Raw genomic sequence first — 21547 nt, 5'->3', positions numbered from 1 at the left:
ATCGACCCAAAATCAAACCTTACTAACCTCAGCTACTTCTGCAACATCACTAACAGAACTTCCCTCTTTCACTTTATCCCCTTCATCAACCGCAACAGTTAACTTCAATCCCAAAGCCTTCAGCCAATTAGCCAAAGCATAAATTGTCGCGCTTCCATTCTGCGACAACAAAACATCTAATTTTTCCAGATGCAATGAGGCCTCCTCATCAGACATAATTGGTTCGCCCAGAGCCTCAAATACATCTCGAAGCGATTTTCGCATTATTCCCATCTCTAAATCGCCTTCTTCCTCTTCTTCAAAGATCAGTGAGAGGTAAGCAGCAGCATAATTTGGGTCTTTGAAATTGGAAATTTTAAAAGAATGATAACTATCACTCGTCGGCACTTTGGCGTCTTTCATAATCTCTCCAGTATTCCTGAGCTTTAACAATGTCTTGGTCTTGAGTGCTTTTATCTCCACCGCACAGGATAAGCACAATCGTAGCTCCCGCTTGTCCAAAGTAGATTCGGTAGCCCGGGCCATAGTCAATCCTTAATTCCCAAACTCCTGCGCCAACCGATCGATAATCTCCTAAGTTGCCACCGCTAACCCGCTGAAGCCTTTTATCAATCCTAATTTTAGCGTTAACATCCCGCAGGGTTGTAAACCATTCTGCAAAGGGAACTGTGCCATTTTGTCTGATATAACGCTGAATTTCCCTCGGTTGTACTTCCATAAGGTCGATCGTACTTGCACCCCGAGCTTAATACGGGCGATCGCCCCCAATCAAACATTACCAACCTCCACCAACTCAACATCAGCAACAGAACCTGACTCTTCCCCTGCATCAACCGCAACTGTTAACTTCAATCCCAGAGCATTCAGCCAATTTGCCAAAGCATAAATTGTTGCACTTCCATTCTGCGACATCAAAACATCTAATTTTTTCAGGTGCAATTTAGCATCTTCAGCAGACATATTTGGTTCGCCCAGAGCCTCAAATACATCTCGAAGTGCTTTTCGCATGATTCCTAATTCCAAATCTCCTTCTTCCTCCTCAAGTATCTCTGTGAGGTAAGCCGCAGCAAATAAGGGGTCTTTGAGAGATTTAATTTTTAACGGATGGTAAGGTACGCTTTTAGGCATTTTCTCTGCTCCTGTATTCTCTCCAATATTTCTTAGCTGTGCTAATATCTTGCTCTTGAGTGCTTTTATCTCCGCCACACAGCAGAAGCACTATAGTTGTTTCTATTTGTCCAAAATAAACGCGGTAGCCCGGGCCAAAGTCAATCCTAAATTCCCAGACTCCCTCTCCCAGCGATCGAGAATCTCCCAGATTGCCATCGCTAACCCGCTCAAGCCTTTTAACAATCTTGGCTTTGCCTTTAAAGTCAAGGGAGAGATTCCAACCACTCGGAAAAAGGAATTTTGCCATCAGGTATCTGATACTGCTGAATTTCCCTCGGTTGTACTTCCATAAGGTCTATCGTACTTGCACCCTCATCTTAATACCGGCGATCGCCCTATCAAAGCTTCTTCACCAGGGCCAACTCAAGATCGCCGATCGAAAAGAACTCTGCCGTCAGGGGTAGTGTAATGCTCAATTTCTCTCGGTTGCGCTTCCATAATCTTGATTCTAGCGACGGAGAACTCGAATCTTGCAGCCCGTCCGATCGGCCCTTGACTCCATGCGCTACAATTATTAAGAAATCTTTAGTTAGATCCGTTTAACGTTCCAGACGCATTATGAGTCTTCCCATTCGCAACGTCGCCATCATTGCTCACGTCGATCACGGCAAAACCACCCTTGTGGACGCTCTCCTCAGACAGTCCGGGATCTTCCGCGAAGGGGAAGAAATCCCAGATTGCGTCATGGACTCGAACGACATCGAGCGCGAACGTGGCATTACCATCCTTTCCAAAAACACCGCCGTCAGGTACGGAGAAACCCTGATCAACATCGTCGATACCCCCGGACACGCGGACTTCGGCGGCGAAGTCGAACGAGTTCTCGGGATGGTTGACGGCTGTCTGCTGATCGTAGACGCCAACGAAGGCCCGATGCCGCAAACCCGCTTCGTGCTCAAAAAAGCCCTAGAAAAAGGACTGCGCCCGATCGTCTTTGTGAATAAGATCGATCGCGAGCGAGCCGACCCCCACAAAGCCGTCGATAAAGTTTTGGATCTGTTCCTCGAACTAGGTGCTGACGACGATCAGTGCGAATTTCCCTATCTCTTCGGTTCCGGCTTAAGCGGTTACGCCAAAAAACACCTCGAAGACGAAGGGGTAGATATGAAGCCCCTCTTTGAAGAAATCCTCGACCACGTACCGCCCCCCGTAGGCGACCCCGAAAAGCCGCTGCAACTGCAAGTAACCACCTTAGATTACTCAGAATACGTCGGTCGCATCGTCATCGGCCGCATCCACAACGGCACGATTAGAATCGGCCAACAAGCAGTCTTAATTACAGAAAGCGGCGCGCTTGTCAAATCAAAAATTACCAAATTGATGGGCTTTGAAGGCCTGAAGCGGATTGATATCCCAGAATCTTCTGCTGGTAATCTTGTCGCCGTTGCCGGTTTTGCTGATGCGTATATTGGCGAGACAATTACCTGCCCCAACGACCCGCAAGCGCTGCCTTTAATCAAAGTAGACGAACCAACTTTGCAGATGACTTTCTCTGTGAACGATTCGCCGTTCTGCGGTCAAGAAGGTAGTTTGGTAACATCGCGTCAAATTCGCGATCGGCTGATGCGAGAACTCCAAACCAACGTCGCCTTGCGCGTCGAAGAAACCGAATCTCCCGACAAATTCCTCGTATCCGGCCGCGGCGAACTCCACCTCGGAATCCTGATCGAAAATATGCGTCGCGAAGGATACGAATTCCAAGTATCTCAACCGCAAGTAATCTTCCGCGAAGTCGGCGGTCGTCCCTGCGAACCCTTTGAATGTTTGGTGTTAGACGTACCCGAAGAAGCAGTCGGCGGCTGCATCGAACGCCTCGGTCAGCGGAAAGCAGAAATGCAAGATATGCACGTCAGCAGCACCGGTCGCACCCAAATCGAATTTTCAGTCCCCGCTCGCGGTTTGATTGGATTCCGAGGCGAGTTCATGCGCTTGACTCGCGGCGCTGGAATTATGAACCACAGCTTCCTCGACTATCGCCCCCTCGGTGGAGAAATTATCGCCCGTCGCAACGGAGTATTGATTTCTTTTGAAGAAGGAATTGCAACTACTTATTCACTGAAAAATGCTGAAGACCGCGGCGTATTTTTCATTACCCCCGGAACCAAGGTTTACAGAGGGATGATTATCGGAGAAAACAACCGAGATGAAGACATGGAGCTGAATATTTGCAAGTCGAAGCAGTTGACAAACCACCGCGCATCGGGCGGTGAAGAATTGGCGCAATTGCAAGCACCAGTAGATATGAGTTTGGAGCGTGCTTTGGAGTACATCGGTCAGGATGAATTGGTGGAAGTAACTCCTAAATCAATTCGCTTGCGGAAGGTTTCTAAGAAGTTGGTCAAACGCTAAAACAACTTGAGGGCTGGCAAAATTGCTAGCCCTTAGTGTCAACTTCAAACTGTATTTAAAGGCAATATTAATAATTGTAAACAACCCAGTAATTATGAGGAGCATCTAAATTTGAGAAGCAATTAAGCAGATGGAACCATGAAAACAACCCTTGAACTTAACTAAGAATTGGTTAAAGAAGCCTTTCGCTTAACCAATTTCAAGACATAAAAATAACTAATTGGCTTTGCTTTGCAAGTACAAAGTCTTGTGGGAAACGGATGTATCTCTAATCGGCCCTTAAATTGCTCATTATCCTAACGTTTATCAATAAAAATTATGCTGAAGAGAATTTATGTAAATAATTTTAGATGCCTGGTCAATTTTGAATTGACAGTAGCTGGCTTAAATCTCTTTATGGGTTCAAATGGATCGGGCAAAACTACCGTTTTCGAGGTTTTAAGAAAACTACAGAAATTTATTTTAGGCGATCAAGCTTTCCAGCAAGATTATAAAGTATCAGATTTGTTTGCAAGCAAGGATTTAACAAGATGGCAAAAATCAAACATTCAAAAATTTGAATTAGATATTGAAGGAAATGGTGGCATTTATAAATATACCCTAGAGATCGAACATCAAGGAGACTATGCACCTCCTAGAATGCGACTAGAAAGCTTAACTTTTGACGGACAACCTCTGTTTAATTTCTGGGTTGATGCAGGGGATAGAGGTATGCCTGTAGGTCAAGCTAGGCTGTATAATGACGATCCCGATCGCGAAGGTCCTTTCTTGCCGTTCTTTGATTGGTCGCGTTCTGGCATTGGTTTTATTTACGAGAGGCCTGACAATCTAAAGCTTACATGGTTCAAAAAACGGATTTCTAACTTTTTTATTGTACAGATCAATCCTTATATAATGGAATCAGAAAGCCTTAAGGAGGAAAGTGCACCTAACTGGGATATGTCAAATTATGCAGCTTGGTACAGCTATTTATCTCAAGAATCTCAAGGTAAAATCCTTAAATTAACGGTGGAATTACAAAAGATTATCCAAGGATTTGATTCATTTCAAAATTCTAAATCCGGTGATGTTAGGATTTTATCAGCATCTTTTACCCGTCCCAGCAAGGCTGCTTATAGGCTTAATGAATTATCACATGGTCAAAAAGCTTTAATTGCTCTATACACCTTAATATATTGTTCTCCTGATGATAATTTTACTTTGTGTATTGATGAACCAGAAAATTTCCTGGCTTTACCGGAAATAAAACCTTGGTGGGGTAGGGTGATGGACTATTGTCTGGAAAATCAAGCACAAGCAATGTTAATTTCTCATCACCCCTCATTAATTAATTACTTAGCTAGCAATTCAGGTTATTGGTTTGAACGAAAAGATAATGAAGCTGTCCGCGTGTGGCCAATTACTGATACTGAAGAAGAAGGTTTATCAGTTGCTAAGCTTATAGAACTTGGATGGATTTATGACAAGTAGAGATGATTTACCAGAAGTAACTATTCTCTGTGAAGATATTGACCAAGAGCGATTTATCAGACAATATCTAATCTGCCGGGGCTTGGACGATCGCAAAATTAAAGACTTTGGCAATCCTAAAGGGAGAGTAATTGAGAATAACAATGCTTCGATAGTCAAGTATTATCCAGCTCTTATGAAAAGTTATAGAAGAACACGTAAGTACAGAAATATTGCTGTAGTGGTAATGATTGATGCTGATGAAGATAGCTTGGACGATCGAATGCGTTCTTTAAATATAGCATTAGACGAAACAGCAGGTAATTTAAACAGAGATCCGCGACTGCCTAATGAGAAAGTTGCTATTTTTGTGCCAGCCCGAAATATTGAAACGTGGTTTTATTACATTAATAACAATATGGAAGGACAAGAATGTAATGAAAATACTGATTATAAAGATAAAAAAATGAGTGCAGAAGAGAGGATTGAACTAGCTAAAAGAGCGGCAAAAAAATTGGCTACAGAAATATGTCCTCAGGGAGTCGATCGCATTACTTTGCCTTCTCTCCGTTATGCGTGTACGGAGTTGCAACGGTTACAGTTTTAAAAAAAGAGTTAGTTGATGTGACATAATGTTCTGTTAGATCCCCGATTTCTTAAAGCCATCGAAGAGCTGGGTTTTCTGTTTTCTTAAGTTGTTCTACTTAGTTAATGATATATCATTTTTATATATCAATTGGCACATCGTGACCCTAGTGTGCGATCGCAGGCTGAACTAAGTCACACAATATGTTTTAATTTATATTTGAGCAAAATCCAAACAAAGCCAGCCATGAGTCCTAAATCAATAGCCGTAATCAACTTCAAAGGCGGTGTCGGAAAGACCACCGTCACTTGGAGTCTGGGAAATATTATATCCCAAGGAACCGACTTAGAAGTCTTGATGTTAGACTTAGATCCGCAAATGTCGCTCACAGAGGCGATCGGACTTAACGAAAATACCGGTCATTTAGATGACAAGTTTGGTAAGTGGTACGAACAATCTCTCAAGCACAGACTTACCATTTACGACGCTCTAGAAGTCTTTAAAAAAGCCGGACAAAACTTTAAATTTCCCGTTGGTTTCGACACCATTTATCAGATTGACGAACAGTTGCATTTTGTTCCTTCAGTTGAAGAATTGTATTGGTTGGATATCGATGGCTTTGAGGGAAAAAGTGTTAAAGACTTCATCCGCAGATTCATCGGCAAAATCGCCAACTCTGCCAATCTCCCCAAATACGACTTGATGCTTTTTGACTGTTCACCTTCCTTCAGTCTCCTCACCTACAGCGTACTCTCTTGCTGCGACTTAATATTGATTCCCGTCAATCCCGATTATTTTGGTTCTAGGGGATTGAGTTTAGTTTTAAACTCGCTCCAGAAACGGATTGAGCCTTATCCATTTCCCAAGATTGCAGTCTTTATGAATAAAGCTAAAACCTATGGAGGATTGCTGACAAATGAAGTTCAGTTTTACATGAGAGAAGTAAAGAGACTTTGCGCTGAGATATCAAAAGACAATAACATAGAAGTTAGATTTTTAGAATCGACCATTCGGGAAAGCGTCGGGCTAAAACGGGCAATTAATGAGGGAGAACTGCCGCGAGAATTAGTTAGAGAATTTGAAAAACTATGGCGCGAGTGTGAGGAGTATCTGAAATGATTAAAAAAGAAATTTTGGCTGCTTCCGAACAAGAAAGCGGGGGGTTAGTTGAGGAAATTGGCGAACTTAAGGAAATCTTGCGGGACGTTTCTAGAAAATTAACCAGGCTTGAAACTCAAGTCAAGCGTGGAGGGCTTTCTGCTGCGTCAAAAACTTCGGATATTTCCACTGGTGCTGATGTTAATAAACCTGCTAATTTCTCGGCTAGAAATGTTCTAGAAGTTTATGAAGAACTGCGTTTACAAGCTAAGAATGGTAATGAAGAAGAGGTGAGGCAAAAATTGTTGGCAATGAGTGCAACTGACTTGAACTTGATGTGTTGCGAGTTAGGGATGCCGCCCAGCAGCAAGAATCCGTCCCGCAAAAAAATGTTTGAGCTAATTATTGGCAGAATTAAACAGAGTTTGAGGCTGTCGAGACATATCGACAGACAAACACTTTAAAAATTAGCAGATGAATCGATAAAATACGTTTTAACTTGGATTTCCCGCTGGGATATGGAACAGGCAAGATGCCAGTTCCACAAAAGCCTGTTACACAAAAGTTTAAGTGGAGTGTGGGGTGGGCATCTTGCCCGCCCCTGAAAAGCTTGTTGCAAATTCTGCAACTTTTCAGATTCAATAAATTATGGCGGATAAGGGCGATCGCCCTCATCTCCTTCACACTCTTAATCAGCTTTTTTTTGAGCATTCATAGCCCTCCCACAACCGCAGCCCATCAAACCAAAGGTACTGGCGTTTAATGAAATTCAAGGTGACAAAAGCAACTTGTATGTAATTAATCGGGACGGTTCGGGATTGACTAAATTGACCAACCGTAAAAATTTGAATGCTAGCACTCCGGTTTGGCAACCGCAGTAAACTTACGAGTGAATTAATACAGGACTTACGGAACAAGTTGTTGAATTTGCTATTTATTATAGCCGTAAGTTGCAGTGCAAACCTGCAATCTAGAAATTCTACGTCCAAGACCGTCAAATTGGGGCAGATGCAATAATTTTTTTCTCCTTTAATTGCTGGTGAACTTCCAAATCCTTTGACTCAAGTTCCTGGTGTTTTTCATCCTGCACCTGTTTGTCAATTTTGGGCAACTTTAAAATCGCCCCAGCTAAAACCCAATAATACACGGACACCGGATCTACATCTAGCGGATAGTATTGAGTATTGATCGTAATAAATCCAACAAACACCCAAAAACTTGCTCCGTAACTCCGCAAACTTTTGTCCTTGACTGAGCGGTAAGCTCTAAAAGTTAGAAAAGCTAAGTGTAAAACCATGATTTGAAAAGCAATCATTCCCGGATAACCGAGTTCGTAGATCAACTTAGGTTGGAAAGTTTCAATTAGCTGCGTGGTACCAAATATTCGCGTTGAATTAGTTGCTCGTCCCACTCCTCTACCGAAAGGTCTGTCAATGACAAAATTGTTGCTCTGCTCAAATTGATTAAAGAGAAACTGCTGGGGCGGTGCAGCATTCCAGCGGCTAACAAAACTCTCCCACCGCTGCTCGATAATTCCCGGGTTAATTGCTGCACCGACAAACAGCAGAATCGCCAGTCCTGCACCGATGGGAATAAATCGTTTGAAATTAACTAATTGACCCGTGAGAACTAGCAGGATTGCCGTAGCAACGGGAACCATAACTAAAGCAGCTCGTTGACCGGAAATAACGGCATTGGCAAATACTAAGGCCATGCCAAATAAACCGATAACTCGCCACCAGAATGAAGGGTCACAAAAGGCAGAGGCAAATGTTAAAAAAGCATTAGAAATTAAAAACCACGCCCACTGCCAAGGCGCGACAAAAGTTCCCGGCAAGCGGATAAACTTGACTTCTGGACTGAACACCAAAGAACCGCCGACAAAACATCTAGCTTGCAGCGTTGCTTTATATAATTCTTCTCCGATCATTCCTCGGGTGCCCGCACACTTTCCACTTTGCAGCAACAGGTATTGAATCAAACCGAGAAGGCAGCAAACGATCGCCAAAACGATGTGCATTCGACTAAAAAATACCAAATCCTTCTTAGTGCGGAGCAGATAATAGGTACAAGCAATCAGCGGTATGTAACCTATCAATACTTTTAAGCCGAGAATTCCTTGCAAAATTGGTTTGTCGCCCTTCATAGGGTTGAGCTGCATATCGCCGTTGACAAAAATTAAAGTCAGCATGGCCATCATTAACAGGACGCTGAAGGTAGAAAGCATTTGTTTGGGAATGAACAGGGGCAACTGTTTCTTTTTGCAGCTTTGAATTAGGGCGATTAGGGCTGGTATGTAGAAAGCATCTTTGGCTATTTGAAATGCAGCATTCCCGCCGCCAATTGCGTAAGTAATTGTACCGCTAAAAGGCACGTAAATTAGAAAAGCCCACAAAGCTTGACGGGGGTACTTGTAGGAAAGCAGCAAGATGGCTGCGGCTGCGCCTCCTGCAATAGCAATCTTAGGGCGGGCTACGAACAACAGGGGGATGCTGGCAGCAAGGCTGACTAAGCAGCTTATGGCGATCGCCTGCAGCAATTCATTGCGCTTTTGTGAAGTTTTGCGTTTTTGTGCTGCTACTTCTTTTTTGCTTAGCGCTGTGGTTTTTTCGCTGTGCTTGTGTTTGGATTTTTTGGATTTGCGCTTGGTTTTCAACATAACTTCTAAAAGGCACTTATGTAGAAGGCTGAAGGCACTATGATATATAAGGCACTCTGATGTACAAGGTAGAAGGCAGAATCAATAGAATCAAAAATATGTCGGCAGATGTAGTTACTTATTCTTAAAGTCAAGATCAGAAAAAGTCTCGGTCGAGATTGTGGGTGTGACGCAGGCACAAATTAGACAGGCGACCTTGTAGAATATAACTGCTGCATCTATAATGTACAAATCTCGAAAAAATAATTTTAATCGAGCGGTAAAAATGAATATGAAATTAACAAAATTTGTATCGATCGGCATTGCCCTACTTTTAGGAGCAAGCGCGAGCATATTATCTAGCAGCAGTACAGCATTAGCGGCCGAAAAAGTTGTCCTCACCTTTGGCCCGATCAGACAAGCCATCAATATCAGCGACTTAGAAGACTTTGCTAAAGACGGCACGACGACGCCAACCCTCCAACAAATTATCCGGGTCTCCAAAATGGACGCGCAAATATTGCGGGGGTTCATGGGTCTAGAAATCGGTTTAAAGCCTGCTAATCTGGCCAGGGTAGTTTACAGCACCCCGGGAGAGAAAATCACTGACGAAATCGGTCAAGCAATTCGGACTCAGCGCCGCACAGAAAGCGGGAAAGCTTTGCGGGCAGCGGTGATCCTGGCAGCCGGGGACGACGGTAAGGTCTCGCTGCTAGAAATCCTGAAAAAGTATCCTCTGGCCGAGGTTTACGTAGATGTTGCCAGCCTTCGCACCGCTGTTGGGAAAGTTCAGAGTATAGCCGGAACTCTGCAAAGCCTGCTTCAAGATGTGACGAGATCGACAAGTCGCACAACTGAAACAACTCGCACCGAAAGTCCGATCGAACCTCGCCGCAGCGTGCAGCCAACAACTCCGCCTCCAGCGCCGCGCCGCGCCGCACCCTTGCCAGCACCCGCACCGCAACCTGTGACGCCGGTCAGAGGGCTTTGGTAAAAAAATCATAAAGGTGTCCTAAAGGCGGGTTGAAGCGGCTGTTGTGGCATTCTCCCGACACTTTTGATATCAAATCCGTTAGCATCGGAATAGTAAATCCGAGTTCACTGTTGACTGTTCACTGTTGACTGTTGACAGTGAACAGTCAACCGTCAACCGTCAACATCATTCCGGTGTAACCGGAAATGATATGAGACCAAACCCGCCCCCGCCCTACCCCTATCCCAACCCCCAAGAGGGTTAGGACTTTTGTGAAAACTCCCAAAGCAATCAATTTTTCTTGAGCAATTTTTTGAGCAACTTAGGAATCTCTGAAGGTCGAGCCGCCACAGGTATGTCCGCCTCTTCAAAGGCAGCCATTTTGTTTGGGGCCGTAACTCCAAAGGCTTTCTGGGCAGCAGCCCGAGAACTGATCAGGATGCCGGCGTGGCCCAAAGACGGCCCCTTGGGAGCGTAGCGGCCGGCCAGATAAGCAACCACGGGTTTGTCGATCGCCGAGGCGATGTAAGAAGCAGCAGCTTGTTCGCTCCACCCGTCAACTTCCCCCACCAAAACCATCGCTTCCGTACTGTCGTCTTCGTCCAAAATTTGCAGCCACTGCATAAAAGAAGAACCGACAATCGCGTCGCAGCCAATACAAACTGCCATCGACTGTCCCAACCCAGCCTCAGTCAGTTCTAGGGCAACTTCGTAAGTCAAAGTGCTGCTGCGGCTGATCACCCCCACCGGGCCGGGAGTGTAAAATTCCTTGGGGTGAGTTCCCAGCAGCAGTTTGTCGGGCACAATTATTCCCGGACTGTTAGGCCCGATTACCAAAGTTTCAGTAGCCTCTGCTTTTCTGACTAAGCGCACCATATCCAGAGGAGGCACTCCCCCAGTGACGATCGCGATTTGCCGAATTCCTCCCGCGATCGCTTCTAGAGCCGCATCCAGCACCGAGTAAGCGTCTACAAAAATTACCGCAGTGTCAACGTGACCCACTGCCGCCACTGCTTGTTCTACCAAATCAAAAATTGGAATTCCCTCCATTTCCAGCCCACCCCGACCGGGACTGACACCGGCGACTACATTCGTGCCGTATGCTTTCATCATCAGGGCGGCGCGGGTTGACGCGGGAGATTCTGTAATGCCCTGCACTAGGACTTTGCTTTCAGGAGTTAAATTCATTTTTTCCCACTTGACACTCGATCTGTAAAAAGCAGAAGGCCTTCATCTGTACAGAAATCTTGTTTTTTGCCGATCGACTGCCGCTACTTGACGGAGGATACAGAAGCGGCCGCGGCCTCATCCAAAGTGCTAGCTAGCTGCACCGGCAACTGCCCCAAACGCTTTTTAACAGCATCAGCATCGATCTCTACCAGCCGCAGCACAACTTGGATGTGGCGGTTAGCGCGAGCTTTCCGTTCCAAATAGCCGGCTACTGCGGCGATTATTTCCTCCGTCTTGGAGGCGCTGCCCAAAATATTTACAAGTATCACCTTAACGCTTTTATCCTGAGCGACTAACTCCAGACCCAAATCCGCGCGATCGCGCAGGGCATTTGCTGCATCGTAGCGGTCTAGGGAACCCATATTCACAAAATTAGCTGGTTTTCCTCCTTGGTGGGTTACAGCATCCAGAGTTGCCATTGTCAGGCCCACTCCGTTGCACAAAATCCCGATATTCCCGTCTAGTTCGATTAATTGCAGGGATTCGGAATTCGAGATTGGGGATTTAGATTTGGGGTCAAACTCCGGCGATTGCTGAGCCTTCGAGTGGGAATGGGAGCGATCGCCAGGGGCATGGGGACTTCTCCTTTCCCGTCCCAACCCGATGCTTTGCCTCTTCCCCGAGAGTGCGGCCAACTCTGGATGCCGCCCCAAGGCATCGTCGTTGGCGGTGACTTTACCGTCTAAAGCCATTAGCTCTCCCGTCGGACTGATGCCGAGAGGATTGATTTCTACTAGATCTAAATCTTTTTCGACAAACAGCCGGTACATTTTTTCGACAATCGTGCTCACGGATTGAATCAAGTCTCCCTGCAATCCCATTTTCAGCGTGAGACGCCTCGCGTAGAACGGGGAAAATTCTTGATCTACGGCCACTTGCTGCATTTGCTCGATCGACCCTTCGACATCCATACCTCCTTGTCTCGAGCCCAGAAGCACCGGGCGGCGGGCTACGGGGTCTAGGAGTACCGCTAAGTACAATTCTTGGTCGGCGTTGTACTTTGCTTCTGCCAGCAGGACTTGGGGATATTCATGCTCGATCGGCAAATTAAAAATTGTTTGGGCGGCAGCTACTGCATCGATCGTATTTTCCACAAACTTGATACCGCCCGCCCTGCCCCGTCCCCCAGCCCGCACTTGCGATTTTAGTACAACTGGGTAGGGAATTTTCAGTCCTTTGAGGTCGGCGGGATTGTCAATCCGCTGCGACGGCAAAATCGGAATTGCCATCTGGCGAAATAAAGATTTAGCTTGGTACTCTAACAAATCCATTATCAATTACGGGTGACGGGTAGTTGGCAACAAGCAATTCGTCCTAATTGGCAATTCATAATTAATAGATAGTAATTGGTTTTTTGTCAAGTTAAAAGTTAAAAATTCTCGCTTTTATCTTTTAATTTTAGACTTTTGTATTGCCGATTACTTATTTGCTATTACCGCTCGCCGATTACCTATTACCTAAGCTGTTTCAAAGTGTTTTTTTCTCGGAATTGCCCAATTTTACTCTTAGGCTCTGGTGGGGACATATTTGGCGAGCGTTGGTGTTTTTTTTCTCTGAAAATCTTCGGACTTTGGCCAATAATGTGCCCAGATATTTCTGCTAATTGTTTACTTGATGCTACTAGCAGCGCCTTGATGGACGGTTTTCACCCATTTGAGCCGCTTTGGCCGCACCGCAATCCGAGCCGTTACAGTCCCTACCAGCAGCCAGTGGAACATATACACAGTACCTCGCAGTGTTTGCAGCAAGGTGACAAAAACTCGCCTTACCTCAAATTTGGTCTCTTTGCGAGTGCGACGCAAACCGACAAACATTCCCACCACTGACAAAGTAAGGGTCATCACAGTTAGAGGACTGGCGATCGGCATCCGGCGCAGCGCAATTGACATCACAAAGTCAGGTAGCGCTACTGTGGGCAAGAAATATTGAGATACCCAAAATCCAAATAAATCCCAAGTTTTCCCAGTTCCCATGCGGTTGCGCAAAATTAGCCGCCAGTAGTCAAGATAACGCTGATAGCCGCCTTCTGCCCAGCGATTGCGCTGGTGCCACAGAGCGCGAGCGTTAGTGACTCCTTCTTCTGACACGGCGGGGAAAGCGAGAAATTCAATGTCCCATTGGTCTAGGTGCAGCCTCACCGTCAAATCAAGGTCGTCGGTAATCGTTTCCTCGTTCCAGCCGCCGCAGCTTTCCAAGGCGTTGCGACGCATGAATTGGCCGTTACCGCGCAATTCTCCAATGCCGCCGATCGCAATCCGCTGCTGTTGGAAAAAACTGTCGAGAGCCATTTCTGCTTCTTGGCCGCGAGTCCAAAAATTTACCGCAGCATTGGCGATGGCTTTTCTGACTTGCACAGCGCCTACCTGTTCTCGATCGAACACCGGCAGCACCCGGCGCAGCAAATCCGGCGTTACTGTGGCGTCGGCGTCAAATATGCCCACAAATTCCCCGCGAGTCAGCGGCAACACTTGATTCAGGGCTCCCGACTTGCCGCCGCTGGCATTTGCTCCTCTGCGAAATACTTTGAGCTGGGGGTACTTTTTGGTGAGCTGTTCCAATACTAGCGGCGTGCCGTCGCTGCTGTGATCGTCGATCGCCCAAACTTCGTAGCGGTCGATCGGATAGTCTACATTGCAGATTGATTCTACGAATCGGGCAATCACCGCTTCCTCATTTTTCGCCGCCACCAGCAGCGACACGTAGGGCCAATCCTCTCGACTTTCATCGGCAAGAGGCGGCAGTGCGGGCTTGGGCGAAGCAAACAAAACTCGAAATGCGTGCATCCACAGCAGTCCCGTCAACCCCCACACTACCCACGCACCCCAAGAAATCAAGTGCAGGGCGATCGTGCCGCCCCAAATCGCAGTCAGCACCGCGGCGGCTTTTCCCCGGCGTCCCCGGTACAGATTTTGAGGAAAAGAGGGAGATCCGGGCACAGACACCGCAACCGGGAGCTTTGCTTTTGTTTCCGCGTCAAACACCCTGTCGCCAATGTCTGGTATAGCAAATACTTTACCGAGCTTCGAGTTCGAGGTCAAACTCTTGAGCTCTTCTTGAGCTAAATCAGAGATGTCCAAGTTAAGCTCGCTGCGAGCGTCGTTTTCTGGCCAAGAACTCTGCTGCATAGGTTACTTGATTCAACCACCAATAGTTTTTGATTTTAGAGATAAGTATTTACTGTACCAGTTTCTGGTCTTTTGTCGAAAGCAAACGGGAGCACAAGCAGTGGGCTCGCTGCTTGTCCTCCCGTGTAAACGGGCATTGCATAGATTATTTGGGATGACTTTTGCTTGCGATCGACCAGGAATATCTGCTAGTTTTTTCTGGGGATCTCAACTATCTGTTAGTAATAATTGTCTGAGGTGGAAATATGTCTATTCCTCAACTCAAGCCAGCCGACGACAAAGAAGTGAAAGTCTACGCGCCTTTCTGTCAAGAGCCCAGGCGCAAGTTTTTACCGCACGCTATTGGCCTCTACAAGCTCAAAAGCTTGGAGGGGGCAAGAAAAATTGACGGCGGCGACGATGTGCCGTTTGTCGCTAGTTGGAATATCTCGTCGCTGCCGATCGACTTAACCCGCTGTCGGGTGTTGTTTGACGGCAATGCTGAACTCAGCTACGAAGTGACTATGCAAAGCTCTGAGTTTGTCAGTTGCTTAATTGAGGTACTCCTGACTTTTCAGCGGACTCGTACCGTCGATTTTTCTAAAACGTTTTACCGCAAGCTGATGCGCATGGATGAATAACTTTCACCGCAGCCGCCCTGCCGAAAGTTCGCAATTGACAATCAAGCAATTTAATCCGGGGCCCCCGGATTGATTCGTGGCTCGATAAAAAAGCTCCGAATCCCGATCGCCAGCCCCTGGATTTATCAGTGGGGTCGCTTTCTTCAATCTAAAATCTAAAATCTAAAATCTAAAATCGATTGACGGGCGCCATAACTGGCGCACCAATAGTGTAACGCCACCGGGACGGCGACATTACATGATTGGTGCGCCAGTCCTATTTGAGAAGCCCAATAGTAACTGAGTTCTTGACATTATTTTCAAGAATCCCTTTGGGCGCGAACACTTATCCCCACTGCTTGCAGCAAATCTACAGCTGTTTTCAATTGAGCGCGATACAGATTTCGCGTAGGAACTCAGACAAAGCCTGAGTCCCTACCTGTATTTCATCCAATTGAAAACTGCTGTATTTGTTGTCGAACAATTGCAAAAGCCTGTTTCTGACATTGGTGCAAAATTTGAGGCAAGACACATTTCCCACTAAACTCCAACTTTCTTTAGGTATTAATATTTGTAAATATTTCAGTAATATTACTGACGTATGTAACGATGACAGCCAAACTAGGATTAGTTAATTTCTCATAAAACCGATTAAATAATCAAACCTGTCTTCAGCAAGTAATTTTAACTAATCTTGCGATCGAAGGGATTTAATATAAGTCCTGATTTTTGGCTCGGGGCGATATGAGACAATTGATCAACCGCCATTTTGGCGGTCGCACTGTCATGCTCAAATTTTGCAAGTAAGTGGTCCAAAGCCGAATTAAATTATAGCAATTCCTTCTAGCCACTATCTAGCAAACACTTAAGTAGCAAAACGCAAAAAATCAGTTATGGTAATTACTCCTAAGTAATTTTGAGTAAGTGCATAACTGAGAGAACGCTATATATCAGGTATTGCAACTACAAATTAAAACCTAACAATTTTTGCAAGAGGTATATTATGACTCCGCTCATCCAGGAACTCTCTACATATTCTTTAATTAGCGATCGCCCGATCGCATTTACCATTGAAAACGCACCAACTGTCGCTGCAGGTAGTGCAACACCTGCGGATTCTCAGCAGGCGGTCGGCACTTTGGGTACAGAAATTTCAGAGATTGTTTTTATAGACACAGCCGTTGCAGATTACCAAAGCTTAGTTGCCGGAGTCAAACCCGGAATCGCAACAGTTATCCTCGACTCGAAGCAAGACGGTATTGCCCAGATTAGCGAGTATATAGCCGATTGTCAGGAGGTATCTGCACTGCACGTCATCTGCCACGGCAGTCCCGGCAGCTTGCAATTAGGCACAGCTCAATTAAGTTTAGATACTCTTAATGCTTACGCCAGCGAACTGCAAAAATGGGGAGCATCGCTGAGTGCAAAAGCAGAGATTTTGCTTTACGGTTGCAGTGTTGCAGCAGGCTGGGGCAAAGCATTCGTGGAGCAAATAAGCCACCTTACAAAAGCAAAAATCGCAGCTTCTACAACCCTGACCGGCAGTGCAGCTTTAGGAGGAGATTGGCAGTTTCAGGCAACCACAGGGGAAATTGAAATACCTTTAGCCATTCAACCTGAAACACTGAAAAATTATGCTTTTACCTTAGCTACCTTGAATACAGCACCAGGAGATGGAGGCCTTACAGTCGGAGTAGATGAATATGGGTCTTTCGGCTCTGCTGTTGGCGGCAACGGAGGTGCCTCAAATGCAAATTATGACCCGATAGGTGCAGCAGTGAGCGCTGGAACCACCTTTCAGTCTGGGGTAGCAATCAGGGTTGGCGGTACTGGAGGATATACTTTTTTAACTACCGGCTCCATCGGCAATACAGGCGGACTCAATCCAACAACGATTAACTCAACTCCAACAAGTACTCAAAGCACCTTCAATTTTGGCGGTCTTAACTTTGCACTGACTCAGACGGTCACAGACCTAGTTGTAAACGGAGTAAGGAAAGGGAGTCTTTTAACTCAAACCTACAGGATTACAAACCCTGGAACTACAAGAGTAGACTTTGAGTTAATGCGTTATGTTGACGGCGACTTGCAGTTTGATGGCTCTATTTCTGACACTGGCGGTCGTCGTGTTTCAGGTACGGAGGAAATTCTCTTTGAAAATGACAGCGGAGACGACCCTGCACTCCCAACGACCTTTATGGGGATTACTGGTATAGGGGGGTCAAGTGCCTTACCGGGCCGCTATGAAATTGACCGATACTTCCTGTTGCGCGACAAGATTACCCTGGGCGGTGCGCTAGACGACACAGTATACGGCGACGACCTGGATGCAGATCAATTTGTCGACCCTCTCCCAGTTGGCACAGGCCCCTACGACCTGACCCTTGCCCTGCGAAATAGATTTTCGCTTGAAGGTAATCAGTCTAGTAGCTACGCCACAACCACCATATTTGGGACGCTACCGCCAAATGAATTAAATCTCCCCGTGCTCAGCATTTCCCCACTGGGCAGTCCGGCTGAAGATGGTTCGATTCCAGGCACCTTTAGAATCACCCGCGCCGCCAACAGCAACGGACAGCTCTCTGTCAATTTCAATGTAGCGGGGTCTGCCACCTTCACCACCGACTATACTGCAACGGGTACTAATACCAACTTCACCCCAACTAGCGGCACAGCGATTATTCCCGATGGGCAGACAAGCGTCGATCTGACGATTACTCCCATTGATGATAATATTTTTGACCCCAATGAAAATGTCACATTCACCCTCGCTCCGAGCACCAACTACCTTCTCGGCTCCCCAGATACAGCCAGCCTGACGATCGCCGACAATGATACCAGAGGCATTGTTGTCACCTCAGAGCCTACAAACACCGCTCTGGCAGAAGGCGGCAGCCCCAACACTTACAGAGTAGCGCTCAGAAGCCAGCCCACCGAACTGGTAATCTTCACTCTTAAACCCGACACCCAGACAGACTTGGGGACGGGGGCTGGAAACCCCGTCAGCTTCAACTTTACTCCCAGCAACTGGAACGTCCCTCAAACTATCACTGTCCGAGCAACGAACGATGCCTTAGCCGAAGGCCCTCACAGCAGCACGATTACCGGCAGTGTCACCAGTGCAGACGCTAACTACGACGGCGCTGTGCCCGTGACGCTGGACGGCACTGCTGTTGCCAATCTGATTTTGCCAATTACCGACAACGACACGCCGAGCGTAAAAATTACCGAAACTGGCGGCACCACAAAAATCGGCGAAGGTGGGGCTACGGATAGCTATACGGCGGTATTGACCACCGAGCCTGCTGCCGATGTTACTGTCACCGCCTCGCCAGACGCCCAAAGCGACGTGGGGATTGGAGGTGGGATCCCGATCGCTCTGAAATTTACTCCCGACAACTGGAAGGTGCCTCAACTGGTGAATGTGCAAGCCGTAGACGATGGTGTAGCTCAAGGCGCGCACTCCAGTACGATCGCACACCAAGTCACCAGTACAGACGCGAAATACAACCTGATGGCTACTGCCTCGGTGACGGCCCAAATTACCGACAACGATACCGCCGGAGTCACAATTACTCCTGCAAGCACGACTGCTACCGAAGGCGGCGCCACAGGCAGTTACAAGGTAGCGCTGACTAGCAAACCGACTGCGCCTGTTAATTTCAACTTCAACACGGGCATTCAAATCGATTCGATTTCCACGTTTACTTTCACCTCAGATAACTGGAACCTACCGCAGACAGTCACGGTGAAAGCTACCGACGACAGTTTAGTCGAAGGGCTGCACACAGGCACGATCGACCACAGCATCGCCGCCGGCAGTGCGGCGGAATATCTGCCAGTGGCGATCGCGCCGGTAACAGTCAGCATCACCGATAACGATGTCGCTACTCCCAATACGCCCAGCATCACAATTACTCCTGCGAGCACGACTGCTGCCGAAGGCGGCGCGACAGACAGTTACAAAATCTCCCTCAACACTCAACCGACCGCTAACGTTACGGTCAATGTAGCTGCGGGCAGTCAAATAAATGCGATCGCGCCGATCGTTTTCACTCCGGTTAACTGGAATGCACCGCAAACTGTAACGGTGACAGCAACCGACGACACTGTTGTAGAAGGAGCGCACAGCGGCACGATCAATCACAGCGTGGCAGGAGGCAGCGCGGCCGAATACTTGCCAGTGGCGATCGCACCAGTTACTGTCACCATCGCCGACAACGACACAGCTACCTCGACTGCCGGGGTAAAAATTTCTCCCACAACTACTTATGCAGCAGAAGGCGGTGCAAATGGCAGTTACAGCGCGGTATTAACGGGTCAGCCTTCAAGCGACGTTACCGTCAGCTTCGCGACAGACAGTCAAATAGAAGCGCTCACGTCCTTCACCTTCACCAACGCTAACTGGAATCTGCCTCAAACCGCCACTGTCAAAGCAACCGACGACTCCGCCGTTGAAGGAACGCACCTGAGCACGATCGCAGCCAGCGCTAGCAGCACGGATCTGGCTTACAACAATATCGGCATCCCCAAAGTTGATGTCTTGATTATCGACAACGACTCCCCCGGCATTGCCGTCACTCCTAACAGCACCAATGCAGCAGAAGGCGGTGTAGCAGACAGCTACAGCATTGTCCTTACCAAAGCGCCGACAGCTAACGTTACGGTCAACTTCGCTGCCGGCAGCCAAATAGATGCGCTCGCTCCCATCACTTTCACTCCGGCTAATTGGAATGCACCGCAAACAGTAACGGTGAAAGCTACCGACGACAGCATAGTGGAAGGATCGCACAGCGGCACGATCGATCACAGCGTCGCTGCAGGCAGCGCTGCCGAATACTTGCCAGTGGCGATCGCACCGGTTACTGTCACCATCGCCGACAACGACACAGCTACTACTGCTGCTGCTGGCGTGACTGTTACCCAAACAGGCGGCAGCAGCATAGTCGCCGAAGGCGGCGCAACCGACACCTATCAAGTAGCCCTCAACAGCCAGCCAAAAAGTGACGTTAAAGTTAGCTTCGCGACAGACAATCAAATAGAAGCGATCGCCTCCTTCACATTCACCAACGCTAACTGGAACCTGCCTCAAACCGCCACTGTCAAAGCAACCGACGACTCCGCCGTAGAAGGAACGCACCTGAGTACGATCGCAGCCAGCGCTAGCAGCACGGATCTGGCTTACAACAATATCGGCATCCCCAAAGTTGATGTCTTGATTCTCGACAACGACTCCCCCGGCATCGCCGTCACTCCTAACAGCACCAATGCAGCAGAAGGCGGTGCAACAGGCAGCTACAGCATTGTCCTTACCAAAGCGCCGACAGCTAACGTTACGGTCAATGTAGCTGCGGGCAGTCAAATAAATGCGATCGCGCCGCTCGTTTTCACTCCGGCTAACTGGAACGTGCCGCAAACAGTAACGGTGACAGCAACCGACGACACTGTTGTAGAAGGAGCGCACAGCGGCACGATCGATCACAGCGTGGCAGGAGGCAGCGCGGCCGAATACTTGCCAGTGGCGATCGCACCAGTTACTGTCACCATCGCCGACAACGACACAGCTACCTCGACTGCCGGGGTAAAAATTTCTCCCACAACTACTTATGCAGCAGAAGGCGGTGCAAATGGCAGTTACAGCGCGGTATTAACGGGTCAGCCTTCAAGCGACGTTACCGTCAGCTTCGCGACAGACAGTCAAATAGAAGCGCTCACGTCCTTCACCTTCACCAACGCTAACTGGAATCTGCCTCAAACCGCCACTGTCAAAGCAACCGACGACTCCGCCGTTGAAGGAACGCACCTGAGCACGATCGCAGCCAGCGCTAGCAGCACGGATCTGGCTTACAACAATATCGGCATCCCCAAAGTTGATGTCTTGATTATCGACAACGACTCCCCCGGCATTGCCGTCACTCCTAACAGCACCAATGCAGCAGAAGGCGGTGTAGCAGACAGCTACAGCATTGTCCTTACCAAAGCGCCGACAGCTAACGTTACGGTCAACTTCGCTGCCGGCAGCCAAATAGATGCGCTCGCTCCCATCACTTTCACTCCGGCTAACTGGAATGCACCGCAAACTGTCACCGTGAAAGCTACCGACGACAGCATAGTGGAAGGAACCCATACCGGGTTCATTCTTTCGAGCGTTGCCGCCGACAGTGCTGCCGAATACTTGCCAGTGGCGATCGCACCCGTTACTGTCACCATCGCCGACAACGACATCGCCCCGCCGACACCGACACCAGTCATTAACTTTTCGCCCAATATTATTGTGCCGCCAACGCCCACACCAGTCATCAACTTTTCGCCCAATATTATTGTGCCGCC

General features: G+C 47.6%; 16 protein-coding genes and 1 pseudogene. 9 read left to right on the top strand and 8 right to left on the bottom strand.

The features are described from left to right. Nucleotides 1-12: 12 nt before the first annotated feature. From QUA78_RS08090 to QUA78_RS08075, 4 genes and pseudogenes are all read right to left on the bottom strand, one after another. Nucleotides 13-402 carry a transcriptional regulator gene (locus QUA78_RS08090; protein WP_333300232.1) on the bottom strand — a complete coding sequence of 130 codons (390 nt, stop codon included), beginning with the start codon at nt 400-402 and terminating at the stop codon, nt 13-15. Continuing rightward, on the bottom strand, nt 374-718 hold the full coding sequence (locus tag QUA78_RS08085) for a type II toxin-antitoxin system RelE/ParE family toxin (RefSeq protein WP_333300231.1): 345 nt from the start codon (nt 716-718) through the stop codon (nt 374-376). The genes QUA78_RS08090 and QUA78_RS08085 overlap by 29 nt, the downstream gene beginning before the upstream one ends. A gap of 50 nt (nt 719-768) precedes the next feature. Further along, nucleotides 769-1128, bottom strand: coding sequence for a transcriptional regulator (locus tag QUA78_RS08080; RefSeq protein WP_333300229.1), 360 nt, complete (start codon nt 1126-1128; stop codon nt 769-771). After that, nucleotides 1121-1460 (bottom strand): annotated as a pseudogene (locus tag QUA78_RS08075) (type II toxin-antitoxin system RelE/ParE family toxin). The gene QUA78_RS08080 and the pseudogene QUA78_RS08075 overlap by 8 nt, the downstream one beginning before the upstream one ends. A gap of 268 nt (nt 1461-1728) precedes the next feature. On the opposite strand from QUA78_RS08075, the gene typA reads away from it, so the two are divergent. The 6 genes from typA (at nt 1729) to QUA78_RS08045 (ending at nt 7415) form a co-directional block, all read left to right on the top strand. After that, nucleotides 1729-3519 carry a translational GTPase TypA gene (gene typA, locus QUA78_RS08070; protein ID WP_333300228.1) on the top strand — a complete coding sequence of 597 codons (1791 nt, stop codon included), beginning with the start codon at nt 1729-1731 and terminating at the stop codon, nt 3517-3519. A gap of 318 nt (nt 3520-3837) precedes the next feature. Continuing rightward, entirely contained in the window at nt 3838-4989 is a 1152-nt protein-coding gene (locus tag QUA78_RS08065) for an AAA family ATPase (protein ID WP_333300226.1), read from the top strand. Continuing rightward, complete coding sequence (locus QUA78_RS08060) at nt 4979-5575, top strand: hypothetical protein (RefSeq protein ID WP_333300224.1); 597 nt, start codon at nt 4979-4981, stop codon at nt 5573-5575. Before QUA78_RS08065 ends, QUA78_RS08060 begins: the two co-directional genes overlap by 11 nt. A gap of 225 nt (nt 5576-5800) precedes the next feature. After that, entirely contained in the window at nt 5801-6673 is an 873-nt protein-coding gene (locus QUA78_RS08055) for a ParA family protein (protein WP_333300222.1), read from the top strand. Continuing rightward, the gene (locus tag QUA78_RS08050; RefSeq protein ID WP_333300220.1) at nt 6670-7116 is read left to right on the top strand and encodes a hypothetical protein; all 447 of its coding nucleotides are present in this window, start codon (nt 6670-6672) and stop codon (nt 7114-7116) included. Before QUA78_RS08055 ends, QUA78_RS08050 begins: the two co-directional genes overlap by 4 nt. A 68-nt stretch (nt 7117-7184) precedes the next feature. Further along, entirely contained in the window at nt 7185-7415 is a 231-nt protein-coding gene (locus tag QUA78_RS08045) for a hypothetical protein (protein ID WP_333300219.1), read from the top strand. Between the two features lie 231 nt (nt 7416-7646). Here QUA78_RS08045 and hpsL read toward each other — a convergent pair whose 3' ends face one another. Beyond that, nucleotides 7647-9311: a hormogonium polysaccharide biosynthesis protein HpsL gene (hpsL, locus tag QUA78_RS08040; protein ID WP_333300217.1), complete on the bottom strand. Its 1665-nt coding sequence runs from the start codon at nt 9309-9311 to the stop codon at nt 7647-7649. Nucleotides 9312-9582: 271 nt separating this feature from the next. On the opposite strand from hpsL, the gene QUA78_RS08035 reads away from it, so the two are divergent. Then, nucleotides 9583-10284: an alpha/beta hydrolase gene (locus QUA78_RS08035; RefSeq protein WP_333300215.1), complete on the top strand. Its 702-nt coding sequence runs from the start codon at nt 9583-9585 to the stop codon at nt 10282-10284. Nucleotides 10285-10554: 270 nt separating this feature from the next. Here the strand turns inward: QUA78_RS08035 and QUA78_RS08030 are convergent, their stop codons facing one another. The 3 genes from QUA78_RS08030 to QUA78_RS08020 form a co-directional block, all read right to left on the bottom strand. Beyond that, the gene (locus QUA78_RS08030) at nt 10555-11451 is read right to left on the bottom strand and encodes a CoA-binding protein (RefSeq protein ID WP_333300213.1); all 897 of its coding nucleotides are present in this window, start codon (nt 11449-11451) and stop codon (nt 10555-10557) included. 83 nt (nt 11452-11534) lie between these two features. Further along, complete coding sequence (locus QUA78_RS08025; RefSeq protein WP_333300211.1) at nt 11535-12764, bottom strand: succinate--CoA ligase subunit beta; 1230 nt, start codon at nt 12762-12764, stop codon at nt 11535-11537. Nucleotides 12765-13100: 336 nt separating this feature from the next. Further along, complete coding sequence (locus tag QUA78_RS08020; protein ID WP_333300209.1) at nt 13101-14618, bottom strand: glycosyltransferase family 2 protein; 1518 nt, start codon at nt 14616-14618, stop codon at nt 13101-13103. A 245-nt stretch (nt 14619-14863) separates the two neighbouring features. Between QUA78_RS08020 and ebsA the strand changes: the two genes are divergently transcribed. Next, a complete protein-coding gene (gene ebsA / locus QUA78_RS08015) occupies nt 14864-15238 on the top strand; it encodes a type IV pilus biogenesis protein EbsA (protein ID WP_172192244.1) in 375 nt (124 codons plus the stop codon). Nucleotides 15239-16220: 982 nt separating this feature from the next. Next, a partial coding sequence (locus tag QUA78_RS08010; RefSeq protein ID WP_333300207.1) for a DUF4347 domain-containing protein occupies nt 16221-21547 on the top strand: 5327 nt, incomplete at its 3' end.

Source organism: Microcoleus sp. K4-B3, assembly GCF_036704615.1.
In the GTDB taxonomy this organism is placed as follows: Bacteria; Cyanobacteriota; Cyanobacteriia; order Cyanobacteriales; family Microcoleaceae; genus Microcoleus.
This window is presented reverse-complemented; position numbering and strand designations above follow the sequence as displayed.